The organism is Liquorilactobacillus vini DSM 20605, assembly GCF_000255495.1.
GTDB classification, from domain to species: Bacteria; Bacillota; Bacilli; order Lactobacillales; family Lactobacillaceae; genus Liquorilactobacillus; species Liquorilactobacillus vini.
The window spans coordinates 1-17,324 of sequence record NZ_AHYZ01000100.1; the positions used below are offsets into that span (position 1 = coordinate 1).

Consider the following 17,324-nt stretch of genomic DNA (forward strand, 5'->3'; position numbering starts at 1 on the left):
AAAATAAAAATTCTGATAGCAGGTACACCTTACTTGATGACCTTCTTCAACCTGGTGCATGATTGGATGCTTTTCATGAGCACTGGCTGGAATCCACGGAATCCGTGGTGCAAAACGATCACCAATCTGCGGCAGTTCCTGCAGAGATGGGACATTGCCGGAAATAACATATAGTTCATCATTTTCACTATCAACTTGGGGCATTGATTTTAAAAGTGACCTAGTATAAGGATGCAATGGATGCTCAAAGATTTGTTCAACGGTGCCTTTTTCTACGATTTGGCCAGCATACATGACTGCGACTTCATCTGCTGTTTCGGCAACCACTCCCAAATCATGGGTAATTAAGATTATTCCACTATGATTCTCACGTTGAATTTTCTTAATTAAATCCAGAATTTGCGCTTGAATCGTTACATCCAAAGCCGTCGTTGGCTCATCAGCAATCAATAAATCCGGTTTGCAGGCAATCGCAATCGCAATAATTACTCGCTGCCGCATTCCTCCTGATAATTCATGAGGAAATTGCTTGGCAGTTCGCTTTGGGTTATCAATTCCTACTTGTTGCAATAATTCGAGTGCTCGTTGATTTTTTTCCTCGCTACTTAACTTAGTATGGTAATCCATCACTTCAGTAATTTGATCTTTGATTTTTTTCAGTGGATTAAGAGCAGACAGGGGATCTTGAAAAATCATGCCAATTTTTGCTCCACGGACCTTGTTATATTGCTCATCATTAAACTTCAACAAATCTTGACCTTCAAAAAAGATCTGTCCTTCAATTCTTGTCATGCTTGGATCATGAAGACCCATAACAGCTGAAGCCAAGGTACTTTTCCCACAGCCAGACTCACCTACTAAAGCCAAAATCTCATCACGTTTAACCTGTAAATTAATTTTTGAAACTGCTTGATAGTATTTTCCCTCAATTCTAAAGGAAGTATTCAAATCTTTAACGTCTAGTAATAATTCTTTTGTCATGGCGAAACTTCATCTCCAATTAAAGAATCAACTTTCATTCTCAAATAAAAGCTCGTTCCCTTTTTTATTATTGCTGTTCACTTTTTTAACAGTTAAGCCTCATTTCTAAGATTAAAATAATTGCTTTTTATTATAATTATTTAAAAATTAGATGTCAAACAGAAATCAATTACTCATAAAATAGTAAATTAAATTTTATTACAAAGTAATTTTGCTATCAAGCTTAAATTCTTATTGATTATTTTGAAATTAATTTTAATTAACATCCAAAATTCTTTTAATTCCAAAAAAAGCGGCCCAAAATATTAAAAAAATAAAAAAGCCAGCTGTAATAATTAACAGCGAGCTTTTTAATCAGCTAAAGCTTTCTTAAGATAAAATTAATATTTTTAAAGACTCACAGTAATGGCAGCATTGACTTCATCTCGCTGCGATTCAATCAAAGTTACTCGGCTAGCAATCGTGCGCGTATCCATTTTGATTTCCCGCGTTAAACCAGGTGTTTGCAGCTTAGGCTCAAAGAAATCCTTAAATTCTGCCAACCGCTGTCGAGTTTTAAAGACATTGGAAATTACCGTGATATAAGTTGCAAATTCCATATCACCGCCAACTTTCTTTTCCAGCCAGTCCCACTGCTTCCGTAACCAATCCCAGGCTGCTTGCTCACCATGCGGATTAGCTAATACACCGTAGAACCACGACCGCAGATCTTGTGGTTTAATCGTATCGGCATCTTGGAATTTGGCAATCAATTTTTCCAACTGTTGTGGGTCATTGGCATATGCTAAAGCTATACTCAAATCATCTTTAAAACTGCCGTCAGCCGTTTGTTGATATTCCTGCAACAAAGTTTCGGTCAATTCTGAACTGCCATAATTTTCAACCTCATTGCGTAGAACTTGGAAACGAATATCAGCAGGTAAATGGATCAACTCATTACGCTTAGCTTGAAATAGTTGATGAGCGGTAGCCATTATTTCCGGATCTTTAGCATACAAAGCAGCACTTAAAATCGTTGGACGGCTCAATTGATCATCTAGTGATTCATTCTTTTGCGCTTGCCAGCCCAAACGCTTTGCCTGCTTGGAACTTAGTTTTTGATATAGTTGCCGTAAAGCTTGTTCTTCCTTAGAATCAGGTTCAACAAACTTTTTCAATTTACCGGCAACCCCGTACAAAGCTGAAATGACTAGCGATGAACGACTGTCAGCAAAGTCCGCCAACAATGGAACAATTTTGGCATATGAGATCACTTGACCTTCAGCTAATAAACTCAAATCCTGCAGCAATTGCATCTGAGAAATATTATCCAGCTGTGAAACCTGACTTAAAATATCTTGCAGCAACTGATCATCGTATTTAACAATGAAATGCGAATCATTGCCAACATTCAAGCGGAAAGGTTCGCCTGCTTGTTGACGTAATTGAGCATAGTCGCCTAAGTCTAATTGCTGGTCAGCTAAGATTTTAGGAACAGCTGAGTAATTGCTATTCAGCGGTATCTGCCACTGACGACCAACCGCCTGGCCGTCACCAATAAAGAATTGCTGCTGTTGCAATTTTAAATGACCATTCGTCACACTGGCTGAAACGACTGGATAACCAGGCTGTTCCAACCAAGAATTCATAATCTGACCGATATCCATCCCACTTGCTTGACCAAGTGCTTGCCATAAATCAGCTCCGGTAGCATTTTGATATTTATGCGCTGCAAAATAAGCCTTTAATCCCGATCGCAAAGCCGGATCACCAATTAGGGACCGAACCATGACCAGCATCCGCGAACCCTTAGCATAAACAATCGCACCATCAAAAATCGAATCAATCTCAGCCGGATTTTCAACTTGTACATGAACTGATTGAACTCCATCGATCGCATCACGTTTTAAAGCAGCAGGAGCTTCAGAAACTTGGAATAGTTCCCAAATATTCCATTCTGGTTTGATTGCATCAACAGCTACATATTCCATCATGTTGGCGAAGCTTTCATTCAACCACAGATCATCCCACCACTTCATCGTTACCAGATCACCAAACCACTGGTGAGCTAGCTCATGCGTAATGACTGTCGCCACGACTTGTTTGGTCCGCAATGAAGTATTATCAGGATCAAGCAGTAAATAAGCTTCTCGATAAGTTACCAAGCCCCAATTTTCCATTGCACCTGCTGAAAAGTCCGGCAGTGCCAATTGCCAAGAATGCGGCAAAGGATAGGGAGTTTGATAAAAATCCTCATAAAACTCAATTGCTTTTTTAGCAATCTCCAAGGAAAATCCAGTTCCTTAGCTTGATGGGCTTTGGTAGCAAAAACTCCAATTTCAACACCGCTCTTGGTCCTAGCTTTTTAGCCTGCAGTTCACCAAAGGCAAACGCCACTAAATAAGTCGACATCCGCTTAGTCTCGGCAAAATAATGAATTCCATTTTCGGCTTTAGTTTCTGGCATGTTGGCTAAAACTGTCTCACCGGGATGTTCATCAAACTTCAGGGCTAATGAAAAAGTTGCTTTGGCTTCTGGCTCATCCACACACGGAAAAGCCTGCCGAGCAGCTGTTGATTCAAACTGTGTCCCGATCAATTGTTTCTTTTGCCCTTCAACTTGATAATAAGATGGATAAATACCCATCATTGTATCAGTTAAAGGTGCACTATAAGCAATCGTTAATTTTGTTTCGCCAATTTTGTCTAGGGTAATCCAGATTGCTTCTGCGGCTTCATCAATTTCAAATGGTCGCTCCTGACCATCAGCTTTAACTGAATTGATTTTTAAATATTTTTGATTGATCGCAATCTTAGTTTGTCCAGCTTGGCCAGTAATCTTGGTTGTTCCAGTGATTGTTTTGGCCTGGCGATCAATAGCTAGATAAACATCATAATGTTGCGGCTGAAATAAATCATAAAAATGCGCCATGTTAATTATTACATCTCCTTAAATTATCGAATAAAATCATTATACAACTGTAAGTAATTAATTTGAAATTAATTACTTTTTTAATAGTTTTATTAAAATAATCAGCTAATTAAATTTTATTTTTTTTAATTCCAGAAATAAAAAACTATTTTCAAAGATCGACTTGTTTTTCAACCATATTTTCCCAAACTCGTCTAATAGTCCATGGAGTTCTTGGGCGTCTTGATAAGTAAAGTTTGCTGGCAATTTCAGCTGTTGCTTCAATTGTTGGTAACTATTGGCCTGATAACCCAAATAATTAAATAGCTTGCGGGTATAATGATCGGCAATGAATTCAACTTGATCAAAGACATAGACCAGCAAAACATCCGCTGTTTCTTGCCCGATCCCCGGCAGATTTAGTAATTGTGATCTTAGTTTGGCGCCAAACTGATCAACAATTGCTTGATAATCCCATTTATTTTCTGCCAACCAATTAATCGCTGCCACAATTGAGCGGCTCTTTTGGCGATAAAAGCCACTGGGACGGATTAATGATTGCAACTGAGGCAAAGAAAGCTGCTGCAACTTTTCTGGTAAAAAATTGGTTTCTTGCTGTAATTTTGTTAATGAACGAGCAACATTGTTCCAATTTGTATTCTGGACTAAAATTGCTCCCAGCAAGATTTCGACTTTACTGTCAGCAGGCCACCAACCTTGGGGGCCCATTTTTTTATAGAGTATCTGGTAAATTTCTGTAATCAATGTCGTTCTTGCTGCCAACTGCTTTCACCTCAAATACTTTGTAACGTCTAATTGCTAACCGACTAGTAACCTGTTTTTTCTTTGTTCTTTTTGTTAAACTGAATGTCAAAGGCACTTCTAAAAGCCAAAGTGAGGAGATGATTTTCTTGATTAATAAACAGCAGCTGCGTCAACAGCTTCTAACTCAATTGAAAAACCTGCCGGCAGCTAAAAAAAAGCACCAAGAAACCCTGCTATACCAAAAATTATTTGCTGATCCAGTTTGGCAAAAAGCTAAAGTCCTCGGGGTTACCATGAGTCTGCCTCATGAGTTAGCTACGTTGCCAATTATCACGCAAGCTCATAAACAAGCAAAAAAAGTTTTGATACCGCGAGTTGCTCCCAAAAGAAAACTGCTCTGGTTTGAATATCAGCCACAAAAATTACAGAAAAGTGCTTATGGGATTCTCGAACCAAGTCAAGCAAGCGATCAAGCGATCAAGCCAGCTGAAATTGATTTGCTAATAGTTCCTGGAGTTGGGTTTCAGCTTGATGGGACACGAATTGGCTATGGTGGTGGTTATTATGATCGACTTTTAGCTAATTTCCCTGGCCAGACCCTGGCTTTAGCTTTCAAAGAACAATTGATCAGTGGCATCATCCCTGATCAATGGGACCAAAAAGTTGAAAAAGTCCTTCACTAAGCCTAAGGAGCCGCTTTTCTAAGCTAGTTCGATTGTTTCTCTATCTAAATAAATTAAGAGGCTGAAGGAATTATTTCTTCAGCCTCTTTTAGACAGTCATCTGTTAGTTATCTTGTTTATTATTAATTTTTTCAGTTATTTGACTCTCCATAACCTTTTCGTCGAGTACCTGCTGCAATTTACGCAATTCCCCGACTTGAGCCTCAATCGATCCTAACATCTCAGTTTGGATCTTTTGAATCTGCAATAAATTAGGTGAATCTTGCTGAATCATATGATCAATCTTCGAATGCAAAACTCGAATTTCTTCTTCTGATTTAAGATTTACATGATAATCATTGCGTGATTCCATCCGATCATATTCGGCAGCGCGATTCTGACTCATCATGATTAATGGCGCCTGAATTGCTGCTACCATACTTAAAAATAGATTTAGCAAAATAAAAGGGTATGGATCAAACTTGAATCCGAACCAATGAAATGTGTTGATTACGATCCAAAGTATCATTACTGAAATAAATGAAATGATAAACGGCCAGCTACCCCCGAAGTGAGCAACAGCATCCGCAATTTTCTGACCAAATGTCAATGAGTTTTCCAATTGCTCCCGAACATCGACCATTTGATACGTGTCATTTTCCATTACCCGTGTCAATTTTCGGTTTAACTTTTTGTTTTGTCGATAATCTTTGGCAATCATCTGATCCATCTTTAACAAGCGATAATGAACCAGATGCTCACTACAAATAAAGTCATCATTTGTCGCTTTTGGAAAATCCTGACGAATCAACGCCTTTAAAGGACCATCCAAGTCTCCTAGGAACACACCGTCGACCAGATCATATTTTCTATGGTCTGCTAGACAGCTGACTGTACGATCAAAATTATCCTTCATTGAGATAAACACCTCAGTTGAATTTAATTATCTCGTGCAGTTTGAATAGGCGGGTTCTAGATACCCGTCGCTACTCTGACCACACGCGGGACCATCGTCGCTTGTTGAAGATATATGATGTTCAGGCATAAAACCCACCACCTTTCCTAAAGATTCTTGGAGTTACCCTCCGCTAAAGTCTTACTATATACCTCAGATCCTTTTATGTCAACTAGATAGTCTGGAAATTTGCAAACCACTTACTTTTATAAAATAAATCACTATCTTTTATAGTCTATGATGTTTTATTTATACAATTATTTCATAGCTTCGTTTACCCCTAAATAGAATTTTTTATTCAGTTTGTAGGTTATATAAGCATAATTATGCACATTAATAAGAAAATTGCGATTTTTTATTAAAAAACCATTGAAATTATTTAGCTGATGTATTATATTTAATGACAATCACAATGAATTGTTATTCAAAAAAATGAATTTGAGGGATGGTCAAATGCGGATCGGAATTTTAGGGGCAACAGGTTATAGCGGAATTGTTTTATATTCTTTATTACGCCAGCACCCGCAAGTTACACAAATCAAATTATACGGACATCAAGGAAACAATGAATCGGCTGCATTATTCAACGAACGAGTTCCGGCTTTTAAAACCGAAAATTATCCGATCGAAGCATTTTCAGCTAACCAAGTTATGCAGGAAACTGATTGTTTATTCTGTGCGACCCCAGCTGGAGTTACTAGTCAGTTAATTGAACCTTTCATTAAAAATAATTTTCCAGTTATTGATTTATCAGGGGATTTCCGGTTAAAAGATCCAACTAGCTATGAAAAATGGTATCATCGACCAGCTGCCAAGCAAGAGCAGTTAACCCACGCTGAATATGGGCTCGCTGAGTTCCATCATTCAATTTCTGGACATTATATCGCTAACCCTGGTTGTTACGCTACTGCAACTTTGCTTGGCCTAGCACCATTATTATTAGAACACTTGATTGACTTGCAATCGATCATTGTTGATGCTAAATCTGGAGTTTCCGGTTCTGGAAAAAAGCTGAGTGCCAGCAGCCATTTCACTTTTATCAATGAAAATATCAGCTTGTACAAGCTTAATGCTCACCAACATATTCCGGAAATCATGCAGCAACTGAAATTATGGGATCCAGCTGTTAAACCAATTCAGTTTTCAACAACTTTAATTCCGGTAACTCGCGGTCTGATGGCAACAATTTATGTCAAACTCCGATCAGGGGTAACCCGCCGGCAAGTAACGGCCGCTTTTCAAGCACAGTATCAAAATTCCCCCTTTGTTCGCTGGCGAAATCAGCAACTGCCGGATTTAAAAGCGGTCGTTGGTTCTAATTTCTGTGATATCGGCTATGGCTATAATCCTGCTGCCAATGTTTTAACAGTTGTTTCAGTTATTGATAATTTGGTCAAAGGAGCAGCTGGACAAGCCGTACAGAATTTTAATTTAATGTGGGGTTTCCCTGAAGAAACCGGTTTGCCACAATTCCCAGTCTTCCCTTAAAAGGAGTCTTAAAAAATGAAAGAAAATATTCAACAAATAGCTTTTCGCTGGCCGATTGGTTTTAAAGCTGACGGAATTCATATCGGTTTAAAACCTGATCCCCAAAAGTTAGATTTTGGCTGGTTCTATTCAACCAATCCTGCTCAAGCTGCTGGCATGTATACAACTAATCGTTTCTGTGCTGCTCCAACTGCTTTAACTAAACAATTAGTCAGTCACCATCATCAACTGCAAGCAGTAGTTGCTAATAGCGCCATTGCTAATTCTTGCACTGGCAAAAACGGTGAAGCCAATGTCTTGACCGAAAGAAAATTAATTGCTGAGAAATTAGCAATCAAGCCAGATTTAGTTGGCGTTGCTTCAACTGGTTTGATCGGTGCTCAACTGCCAATGGGAAAAATTTCAGATGGTATTAGGCAGTTGAAAACGGCAGCAAACACTAAAGTAACTGAAGCAATTTTGACTACCGATACTCATCCCAAACGTATCAGCTTACAATTCAAAATTGGCGAGCAATTGTGTACACTTAGTGGTTTTGCAAAAGGTTCCGGAATGATTGCACCTAACATGGCAACCATGCTTGGCTTCGTTGTCACTGACGTTGCTCTTGCTCCAAATACCTTACAGCCATTATTGCAAGAATTGACTGGCAAGACCTTCAACCAAATCACTGTCGATGGCGATACTTCAACTAATGATATGATTTTAGTTTTAGCTAACGGGCAAGCCCAAAATCTGCCATTGACTGTTGCTAATCCTAATTGGCAAATTTTTAAAGCTGCCTTGCATCAAGTCCTAGCCTATCTAGCACAACAGATTGCTGGCGATGGTGAAGGAGCAACAAAAATGTTGGAAGTCAACGTTAATTCAGCGACGTCTACTGATGAAGCACAGCAAGTCGCTAAAGCCATCGTTGGTTCAAACTTAGTCAAAGCTGCTTTTTTCGGAGCTGATCCAAATTGGGGGCGAATTATTAGCACCCTAGGCATGACTTCAGCTAAATTCGACCCAAAAAATATCGATTTGGCTTTTAACCACCTATTGATTTTAAAACACAGCCAACCAGTTGCTTTTGACCCAAAAGCTGTCAGTCGAAGCCTGCAACAGGCTAGGATTGTGATTGATTTAAATCTGCATGCAGGTTCAGCCACTGGTCAAGCTTGGGGCTGTGACCTAACTTATGATTACGTCAAAATCAATGCCTCGTATAGTACTTAAGTTCAATTCTAAAGGAGAAAGTTATGAAAGATCTAATCGTAGTTAAAATTGGCGGCCGAGCCACTGAACAATTACAGACTGATTTTTTTCAGCAATTAGCTGATTGGCAACAAGTTGGGAATCAAGTTTTGATCATTCACGGTGGTGGCCGTGAAATTACCGCTTTAAGTCAGCAGCTGCACGTCCCCGCTAAAAAAGAAAATGGCATCCGCATAACTGATTTGACCACACTTGAATTGACAAAAATGGTTCTACTTGGGGAAACTCAACCGCAATTATTGACGCAATTATTTAAACACCACTTACCGGCAATTGGTTTAAACGCTGCTGATCACCATTTAATCGTGGGCAAATTGCTTGATTTTGAAAAATACAGTTATGTTGGAGAAATCACTGCCGTTAATGAAGAATTTTTAGCACCACTCTTAGCAACACAAATTGGGGTATTAGCTCCATTAGCTTTAACTGAGCATGAATGGCTGAATGTCAATGCTGACAGTGCGGCTGCCGCCATTGCCAGTTTGTTGCAAGCTCAGGAACTCTACTTACTGACTGATGTACCGGGAGTTTTAAAAGCCAATCAAGTCTTACCAACTTTGAATATTGCTCAAGCTCAAAGATTAAAAGCTGCTAAAATCATTACTACTGGCATGCAGCCCAAAATTTCAGCGGCCTTTCAAGCTGCCAATGCTGGTGTCAAACATGTTCGAATCACTAATCAATTATCAGCAACTGGAACAATGATCATTTAATCTAGAAAGGAGATTTTCAAAATGACGGCACTCTTCCCAAACTATCAAAGATTTAATTTTGAAATTATCAGTGGACAAGGAGTAACTCTGACTGACGAAACTGGAAAAAAATACTTAGATTTAACAAGTGGCATCGGCGTTTGCAATTTAGGCTATAACCATCCCATAATTAAACAAGCTGTTCAAAAGCAACTTGATCTGGTCTGGCATACTTCCAATCTTTATCAAAGCTCACTGCAAGAAAAAGTTGCTACGGCCTTAATTCAAGGCACTGATAAGAAAGTATTCTTCTGCAACTCTGGGACTGAAGCCAATGAAGCTGCACTTAAACTGGCTCGAAAAGCCACCGGCAAAACTAAAATTCTAGCTTTTGACCATTCATTCCATGGTCGGACTTATGGAGCACTTTCTGCAACTGACAATTCAGCTATTAAAGCTGGCTTCGGCCCCTTGGTCCCAGATTTCGAATTTGCAAAATATAATGATTTTGCTTCATTAAATGCAATTACAACTGATTTGGCAGCAGTCATTTTAGAAGTTATCCAAGGTGAAGGCGGGTTAGTGGCTGCTGACGGTAAATGGCTTAAAGCTGTTGAAAAGAAATGCCATGAAAATGGAGTTTTACTGATTATCGATGAAGTTCAAACTGGAATGGGCCGGACTGGCAAATTGTTTTCTTACCAATTATTTGATCTTGATCCAGATATTATGACTTTAGCCAAGGGGTTAGCGAATGGTATTCCAGTTGGAGCAATGATTGGCAAAGAAAAACTGGCAGCTGCTTTTGGTCCCGGCAGCCATGGTTCAACCTTTGGCGGCAATCCTTTAGCGATGGCTTCAGCCGCTGAAGTTTTGCAAATCATGGACCAAAAGTTTTTAGACAATGTCACCCAAAAAGCTGACTTTTGTTGGTATTACCTGCAAAAAGAAATTGCTGTCCTGCCGATGGTCGAAGCAATCACTGGTCATGGATTAATGATTGGCATTCATCTTGATCCAAAAATTCCGGTTGGCCAAGTAATTGCTCAACTTCAGCAAGCAGGGGTCTTGACGCTCTCATCACGCGGAAATACACTCCGGCTCTTGCCACCATTAGTTATTACTGGTTCAGAGATCATGACTGGCATCAATCAAATAAAACAAGTTCTCGAACAAATGACCGTTTTGAAATAGGAGGCAGCAAATGAATCATTTTTATGGCAAATCTTTTTTACAGGAAAGCAAATTTAGCGCTACTGAATTGAATTATCTGATAGATTTTGCAATCCATTTAAAAGCACTCAAGCAAAAACATCTTCCGCATCATTATCTTGAAGGTAAAAACATTGCCTTGCTCTTTGAAAAATCTTCGACCCGGACCAGGTCAGCTTTCACTGTCGCCGCTGTTGACCTAGGTGCTCATCCCGAATTTCTCGGTAAAGCTGATATTCAACTAGGCAGCAAAGAATCAGTCGCTGATACCGCAAAAATCCTTGGCAGCATGTTCGACGGCATTGAGTTCCGTGGGTTTAAGCAAGCAAATGTTGAAGCTTTAGCTAAATACAGTGGTGTTCCGGTTTGGAATGGTTTAACTGATAAATGGCATCCGACACAAATGATTGCTGATTTCATGACACTAAAAGAACACTTTGGCAAATTAAAGGGGCTGACCTTGGCTTACGTTGGTGATGGCCGCAATAATGTTGCCAATAGTTTACTAGTCACCGGGGCAATTCTTGGCGTTAACGTGCAAATTGGTGCACCGGCTGATTTGCAGCCAGCAAAAGATGTAATTGCACTCGCCCAACAAGCGGCGCAACAAAGCGGCGCCCAATTGTTAATTACCACTAATCCACAAGCAGCTGTTACTAGTGCAGACGCTATTTATACTGATGTTTGGGTTTCAATGGGTGAAAAAGTTGATTATCATCAACGAATCGATGCACTTTTGCCTTACCAGATTAATCAACAGTTACTAGCGGCGACTGGCAAGGAAGGAACCGTCGTTTTACATTGTTTACCAGCGTTTCATAATCTACAAACCAGTGTGGGCAAACAATTTATGGCAGATTATGAATTAAGTGCACTGGAAATTACTGATGAAGTCTTTCAAAGCTCGCGATCCCTGGTTTTCCAGGAAGGAGCCAACCGAATGCCGGCGATCAAAGCAATTATGGCAGCAACTCTGGGAAATTTGTTCATCCCTGATGCATTATTTAAATAGCCTAAAAACCAGCTCTGCAGATTCAGAGCTGGTTTTTTGATTAAAATCGAGTTTAATTTTTAACTGATTGTTTCCAATGTTGAATCATTAACACTGCAATCACATTGAAGCAGCTTAAGCCGACCAACACTAAAAAATCTCGCTGACTACCAGTTTGGGTAGCTATAGCTAAGCTTTGTGGCTGCAATTCTTGATCAGCAATCACAGCTGCTAAAACGCCGGTTCCCATTGACCCTGCATATTGCTGTAACGTATTGAATAGTGAATTCAAATCTGGTTTGTGTTCACTGGTCACTTGTTTACTGGCATCCGACAGCAAATTGCCAAACCCAAGATTAAAGCCGACACGCAAAAATACATAGATTACTGTAATTAGAACAACAGTTAAATCATCAGTTAAAATATAAAATAGCCAAGTTCCGAGCAGTAAGCTTAAATTTGACAACAAAACTGGCAAGAAAAAGCCTTTACGATCATAGAGCCGTCCCGCCAACGGAGCAACTATTGCCCCGAGTAACGAACCAGGCAATAGAATTAAACCAGCTACCATTGAAGTAGTTTTCAAAGTATTCTGCGCTAAAACCGGAATTACAAAAGAAATTCCAATATTTGTAAACTGTAAGAAAAAATATACTAATGAACTCAGTAGAATCGTACGGTCTTTCAAAATGCTTAAATTTAAAAGATTGAACTGTCCGTGTTGATTTAAAACAATTAAAATACCAATCAGCACCAGGCCAATCAATAATATTGTAATAAATCGCCAACTAGCAATTCCACTTTGCCCCGCTTGATTAACGGCAAGCGATAAAGCCACCAAAATTCCCGCCAGTAAAGTAAATCCCCTAAAATCAAAGCGTTTTGTTTGTTGTTTAAAGGGCAATTCAATCGTTCGATAACCGCTATACATAATAATGATAATCAATGGCAAGGCGACCCAGAAGATACTGTGCCAAGAATAAAAATTATTTAATGTTCCGCCATAAGTTGGTCCTAAAGCAGGAGCAAAAGAAATAATCATGCTGGCAAAACCAGTATAAAATCCTAAATGCTGGGTTGGAACTAATGAAAAAATTAAATGAAACAACAATGGAGTTGAAATTCCGGTTGAAATTGCTTGTAAAGCACGGCCAAACATTAATACTCCAAAAGAATCTGCCAACCCGCAAATAATTGTACCTGTTAAACAGCAACTAATTGCAAATAAAAATAGCTTTTTAGCTGGAAAACGTTTCAATAAATACGATGTAGTACTCATGGTGATCGTCACTAGCAACAAATAACCCGTTGTAACCCATTGCACCGTCCCTAATGAAACACCAAGTTCTTTGATCAACGTGGGGAAGGTGACATTCATTGATGTTTCGATTAAAATACCCATAAAGGATAATAAACTCGCTGAAAGAATGGCGATTTTATTCTGGAAAGATAAGTTTGACGACATTTTATAAACTCCAATCTAATTAGTTTCCACGGAAACTTTATGGTCAAATTGTATCACGCTAATTACAAATGCCAAAGGAGAATGACTTTGCAAACCACTAAACTAATCAATCAAATAATTGAAGCCTACAGTCGATTGTTGATGATGGATAATCAAGATGATCAAGAAAAGACTTGGCTCAATCAACAGACACATTTTGCTGTTGGCTTGTCAACTTTGCAATTTCAAATACTATCATTTTTAAAGCACCAGCCACATTCAAATGCCAAACAAATTGCCCAGCAATTAGCTATTTTGCCAGGCACACTTTCCAAAAGTCTACACATTCTCACCAAAAAAGCACTGACAGATTTTCAAGTCGATCAAACTGATCAACGAAAAAAATATTATTGGCTAACTGCCGCTGGATTAGAAGTTGCTCAAGCCCACGATCAGTTGGCTATTATGAAAAAAAGTCATTTAAAAAAATATCTTGATCAGTTTAGTCAAACTGAATTAACTGTCATTATGCATTTTTTGCATGAATTGATTAAAGCTGAAAAAACAACTAATTATTCAAACTAAAGCAACTGATTATAAGCCAAAATTTTTGGTTGAAGCAGCTTTTTGGCTCGCTGATTTTCCATCCAATCATCTCCTCGCCGGTGACAATCTGACTAGAGCCAAAAAAATAACATCTGAAATTCATCTTTCAGCTTTTTAGCCAAAAGACTTTTTCAGACGTCATTTTTTAACAAACGTCATCGCATTTAAATTATTTAGCGTAATTAGTTAGCTATTCAATAACAGATAATTCTCATGAACAACTAGTTATCTCACTTTAAATCTAAGCTGTCAATTAACTTATTATTAATTTCTCGTTTACAAACTATTGGCCGACGACTTTGATTTAATAAAAACCACAAACTTTCATCCACAAGCTGCCTAAAATCAACCAGCTAATAATATAGAAAATACCTAAGATTCCGTTCAAACGCCACCAATCTAATTGGGAAACATATCCTGAAGAAAATAAGATTGGAGCTGGGCCGTCACTATAATTAGTCGTTGAAGCAAACAAGTTACCAAAGAAGCCCAGCAATAAAGCAGCTAAAATCGGTGGAACTCCAGCAGCAATCGCGACACCTAACAAAGCCGTATACATAGCACTGACGTGTGCCGTTGCGCTGGCAAACAAATAATGTGAATAAAAGTAAAATAAGATCAAAATAACTAAGACAATTGGCCAGCTTAAGCCATGCAAATCACGCGAAATAAACTTGCTCAACCAAGGAATAAAGCCTAACTCATTCAACTCATTGGCCATCATTACTAAGATTGAAAACCAAGTTAAAGTATTCCAAGCGCCTTTTTCTTGTAAAATATCATTCCAATTTAAAACTCCTGTTAATAATAATAAGGCTAAAGCAATGAAAGCTGTCAAAGTTGCGTCGATTTGGAAAGTACTTCCCAAGACTCATAAAATCAACGCCAATCCAAAAATCACTGCCATCCATTTTTCAGCCGGCTTCATTACCCCCATTTTGTTTAGCTGTTCTTTCGACCAAGTGGCAGCATTCGGGGTTTCTTTAATTTCTGGCGGATACATTTTATAAATCAAAAAGGGCACAACGATCAAGGAAAAAATCCCTGGAACTAAAGCTGCTATGAACCAATCCATCCAAGTCAAATTAACATGGACGCTCTTAGCTAACGATTGAGCTAACGGATTCGCCGCCATGGCTGTCATAAACATTGCTGAAGTGATTGTATTGCCATGAAATTCACCAAAAGTTAAAAAGGAACCAATCTTTCGGGCAGTATGGTCTTCAGGTGTTGATCCAAATGAATGCGATAAAGAATTAATAATTGGAAACATAATTCCACCGGCACGAGCTGTATTGCTTGGTGTTGCCGGAGCCAAGATTAAATCAACACCAATCAAAGAATACATTAAACCTAAAGTTTTCTTGCCGAAGATTTTAACAAACACCAAGGCAATTCTTTTTCCCAGACCAGTCTTAATGAACCCGCGCGATATGAAAAACGCCATGACGATCAACCAAATACTACTATTACCAAAACCAGCAACTGCATCATCAATTTTAACCTCGCCAGTCATGACCGTAATTGCAAAACCAACGATGGCAACTGCACCAATTGGCAAAGGCTTAGTCACACAGCCAATAATTGTTGCAACAAAAATAGCTAGCATTCGCCAAGCAGCTAAATCAACCCCAACTGGTCGAATCGGAGCTAAGAGCCATAAAATTAAACCAACAGCAACAGGGAAAATAAACTTTTTGTAATTAATCTTTTCTAGCAAATCTTCCACTTCCCCTTAGTATTCCGGCTGCCACTTGTTAGCTTCGATCGCTTTTGCAACAGATGTTATTTTTTCACGATTTAAATGTTGATCAACGGCACTTTGCGCTACAGCTTGAGCGACAGTCGTTGAGAACTGATCGAGTTTTGAAACTGGTGGCAAAACTGCTGCCCCTGGTTGAGTTGGATCAACAATCCCGCCAAGTGAATGGGCTGCAGCAGAAATCATTTCATCATTTAGGACTCTAGCAGTCGAAGCAATTACTCCTAAGCCTAACCCTGGATAAACTAAAGCATTATTTGCTTGACCAATTTGGTAAACAACCCCGTTATATTCAACATCTGGGGCAGGGATTCCAGTTGCAACCAGTGCCCGTCCAGCTGTCCATTCAATCAAGTCTTTTGCCTTAGCCTCTGCTAATTTAGTAGGATTTGATAATGGGAAAATAATTGGTCGCTCGGTATGTGCTGCCATTTCCTTAACAACTTCTTCAGTAAATGTCCCCGGCTGCGTGGAAGTTCCAACCATAATTGATGGATGAACCTCCCTAACAACTGCCATTAAGTTCGTTAATTCGGTTGGATGTGAGAATTCACTCCGCGACCGGGCAAATGGCTTCTGCTCTGGGGTCAAAGTTGGATCATCATCAAACAATAATCCTTGCTTATCAACCAGATAAAAATGCTTCTTAGCTTCTTGCGGACTCAAACCTTGCTGCAAAAACTCATCATAAATTCGCTTGGTAATTCCAGCACCAGCCGTTCCGGCACCGAAACACAGATATCTTTGATCAGTCATTTTTTGCTTAGAAATATTTAATGCTCCTAAAATTCCAGCTAAAACAATAATCCCGGTACCTTGGATATCATCATTGAAAGTCGTAACTTGGTCTTTATATTTATTCAATAAGTTAGCTGCATTGTCGCGGCCAAAGTCTTCAAAATGTAAGTAAAGATTGGGAAACAATTTTTCTGCAGCTTGTACAAATTGATCAACGAATTTGTAATAACGATCACCTTTGATTCGCGAGTGCCGATTGCCTAAGTACAATGGATCATTTAATAAGCGTTGGTTATTAGTTCCAACATCCAACACAACTGGCAAAACTTGACTTGGATCAATTCCCGCGGCGGCTGTATAAACCATTAATTTCCCAACTGCTATATCTACGCCATTTGTGCCCCAGTCACCGATTCCTAAAATTCCTTCCGCATCAGTAACAACGATCAAACGAATTTGACGATCACCAGCACCATTTTTCAAAGCACTTTCAACTGAAGTTGGGTCATCAATGGATAAGAAAACTGCATTTTGTGGTTGAACGAATAGCTCACTATAGTTTTCAATCGTATCAGCAATTGTTGGGTCATACACAATCGGCATAAATTCCACGATATGTTGACTGAACAATTTATAAAAAAGCACTCGATTTTCATTAAAAATCTGCATTAAAAACAAGCGTTTAGCTAAAGCTGTTGGTTTATTTTCAAATTGAGCGTACGTTTGCTTGACTTGTTCTTCAATTGATTGTATATAAGGTGGTAACAATCCTTCTAAACCTAACTGCTTTCTTTCTGCCAGGGAAAAAGCCGTTCCCTTATTTTTAAAGGGATCATTAATAATTTTCAATCCATTCATAAAAAAACCTTCTTTGTATTAAGA

At 38.9% G+C, this 17,324-nt stretch carries 12 protein-coding genes and 2 pseudogenes; 7 read left to right on the forward strand and 7 right to left on the reverse strand.

Annotation, left to right across the window (positions count from 1 at the left end):
* The 3 genes and pseudogenes from ON15_RS06260 to ON15_RS06270 form a co-directional block, all read right to left on the reverse strand.
* The coding region (locus ON15_RS06260) for an ABC transporter ATP-binding protein (RefSeq protein WP_010580634.1) at positions 1-981 on the reverse strand (981 nt) is incomplete at its 3' end.
* Between the two features lie 389 nt (positions 982-1,370).
* Positions 1,371-3,900, reverse strand: a pseudogene (locus tag ON15_RS06265) (M1 family metallopeptidase).
* Between the two features lie 96 nt (positions 3,901-3,996).
* Positions 3,997-4,653, reverse strand: a complete 657-nt coding sequence (locus ON15_RS06270; protein ID WP_010580637.1) for an endonuclease III domain-containing protein — start codon at positions 4,651-4,653, stop codon at positions 3,997-3,999.
* Between the two features lie 128 nt (positions 4,654-4,781).
* On the opposite strand from ON15_RS06270, the gene ON15_RS06275 reads away from it, so the two are divergent.
* The gene (locus ON15_RS06275; protein WP_010580638.1) at positions 4,782-5,318 is read left to right on the forward strand and encodes a 5-formyltetrahydrofolate cyclo-ligase; all 537 of its coding nucleotides are present in this window, start codon (positions 4,782-4,784) and stop codon (positions 5,316-5,318) included.
* Between the two features lie 103 nt (positions 5,319-5,421).
* On the opposite strand, the gene ON15_RS06280 is transcribed toward ON15_RS06275, so the two are convergent.
* Positions 5,422-6,213, reverse strand: a complete 792-nt coding sequence (locus ON15_RS06280) for a DUF1003 domain-containing protein (RefSeq protein WP_010580639.1) — start codon at positions 6,211-6,213, stop codon at positions 5,422-5,424.
* A gap of 492 nt (positions 6,214-6,705) precedes the next feature.
* Between ON15_RS06280 and argC the strand changes: the two genes are divergently transcribed.
* The 5 genes from argC to argF are packed head-to-tail and all read left to right on the forward strand — an operon-like array spanning position 6,706 to position 11,913.
* Positions 6,706-7,740: an N-acetyl-gamma-glutamyl-phosphate reductase gene (gene argC, locus ON15_RS06285; protein ID WP_010580640.1), complete on the forward strand. Its 1,035-nt coding sequence runs from the start codon at positions 6,706-6,708 to the stop codon at positions 7,738-7,740.
* 15 nt (positions 7,741-7,755) lie between these two features.
* Positions 7,756-8,958 carry a bifunctional glutamate N-acetyltransferase/amino-acid acetyltransferase ArgJ gene (gene argJ / locus ON15_RS06290; RefSeq protein WP_010580641.1) on the forward strand — a complete coding sequence of 401 codons (1,203 nt, stop codon included), beginning with the start codon at positions 7,756-7,758 and terminating at the stop codon, positions 8,956-8,958.
* Between the two features lie 23 nt (positions 8,959-8,981).
* The gene (gene argB, locus ON15_RS06295; protein WP_010580642.1) at positions 8,982-9,710 is read left to right on the forward strand and encodes an acetylglutamate kinase; all 729 of its coding nucleotides are present in this window, start codon (positions 8,982-8,984) and stop codon (positions 9,708-9,710) included.
* Positions 9,711-9,731: 21 nt separating this feature from the next.
* Positions 9,732-10,883, forward strand: a complete 1,152-nt coding sequence (locus ON15_RS06300) for an acetylornithine transaminase (RefSeq protein WP_010580643.1) — start codon at positions 9,732-9,734, stop codon at positions 10,881-10,883.
* A gap of 10 nt (positions 10,884-10,893) precedes the next feature.
* A complete protein-coding gene (gene argF, locus ON15_RS06305) occupies positions 10,894-11,913 on the forward strand; it encodes an ornithine carbamoyltransferase (protein WP_010580644.1) in 1,020 nt (339 codons plus the stop codon).
* 52 nt (positions 11,914-11,965) lie between these two features.
* On the opposite strand, the gene ON15_RS06310 is transcribed toward argF, so the two are convergent.
* Positions 11,966-13,357 carry an MFS transporter gene (locus ON15_RS06310; RefSeq protein ID WP_010580645.1) on the reverse strand — a complete coding sequence of 464 codons (1,392 nt, stop codon included), beginning with the start codon at positions 13,355-13,357 and terminating at the stop codon, positions 11,966-11,968.
* A gap of 81 nt (positions 13,358-13,438) precedes the next feature.
* Here ON15_RS06310 and ON15_RS06315 point away from each other — a divergent pair, with 81 nt between their 5' ends.
* Positions 13,439-13,921: a MarR family winged helix-turn-helix transcriptional regulator gene (locus tag ON15_RS06315; protein WP_026049519.1), complete on the forward strand. Its 483-nt coding sequence runs from the start codon at positions 13,439-13,441 to the stop codon at positions 13,919-13,921.
* 325 nt (positions 13,922-14,246) lie between these two features.
* Here the strand turns inward: ON15_RS06315 and ON15_RS06320 are convergent.
* Positions 14,247-15,662, reverse strand: a pseudogene (locus ON15_RS06320) (anion permease).
* 15 nt (positions 15,663-15,677) lie between these two features.
* Positions 15,678-17,300, reverse strand: coding sequence for a malolactic enzyme (locus tag ON15_RS06325; RefSeq protein WP_010580647.1), 1,623 nt, complete (start codon positions 17,298-17,300; stop codon positions 15,678-15,680).
* Positions 17,301-17,324: the final 24 nt, after the last annotated feature.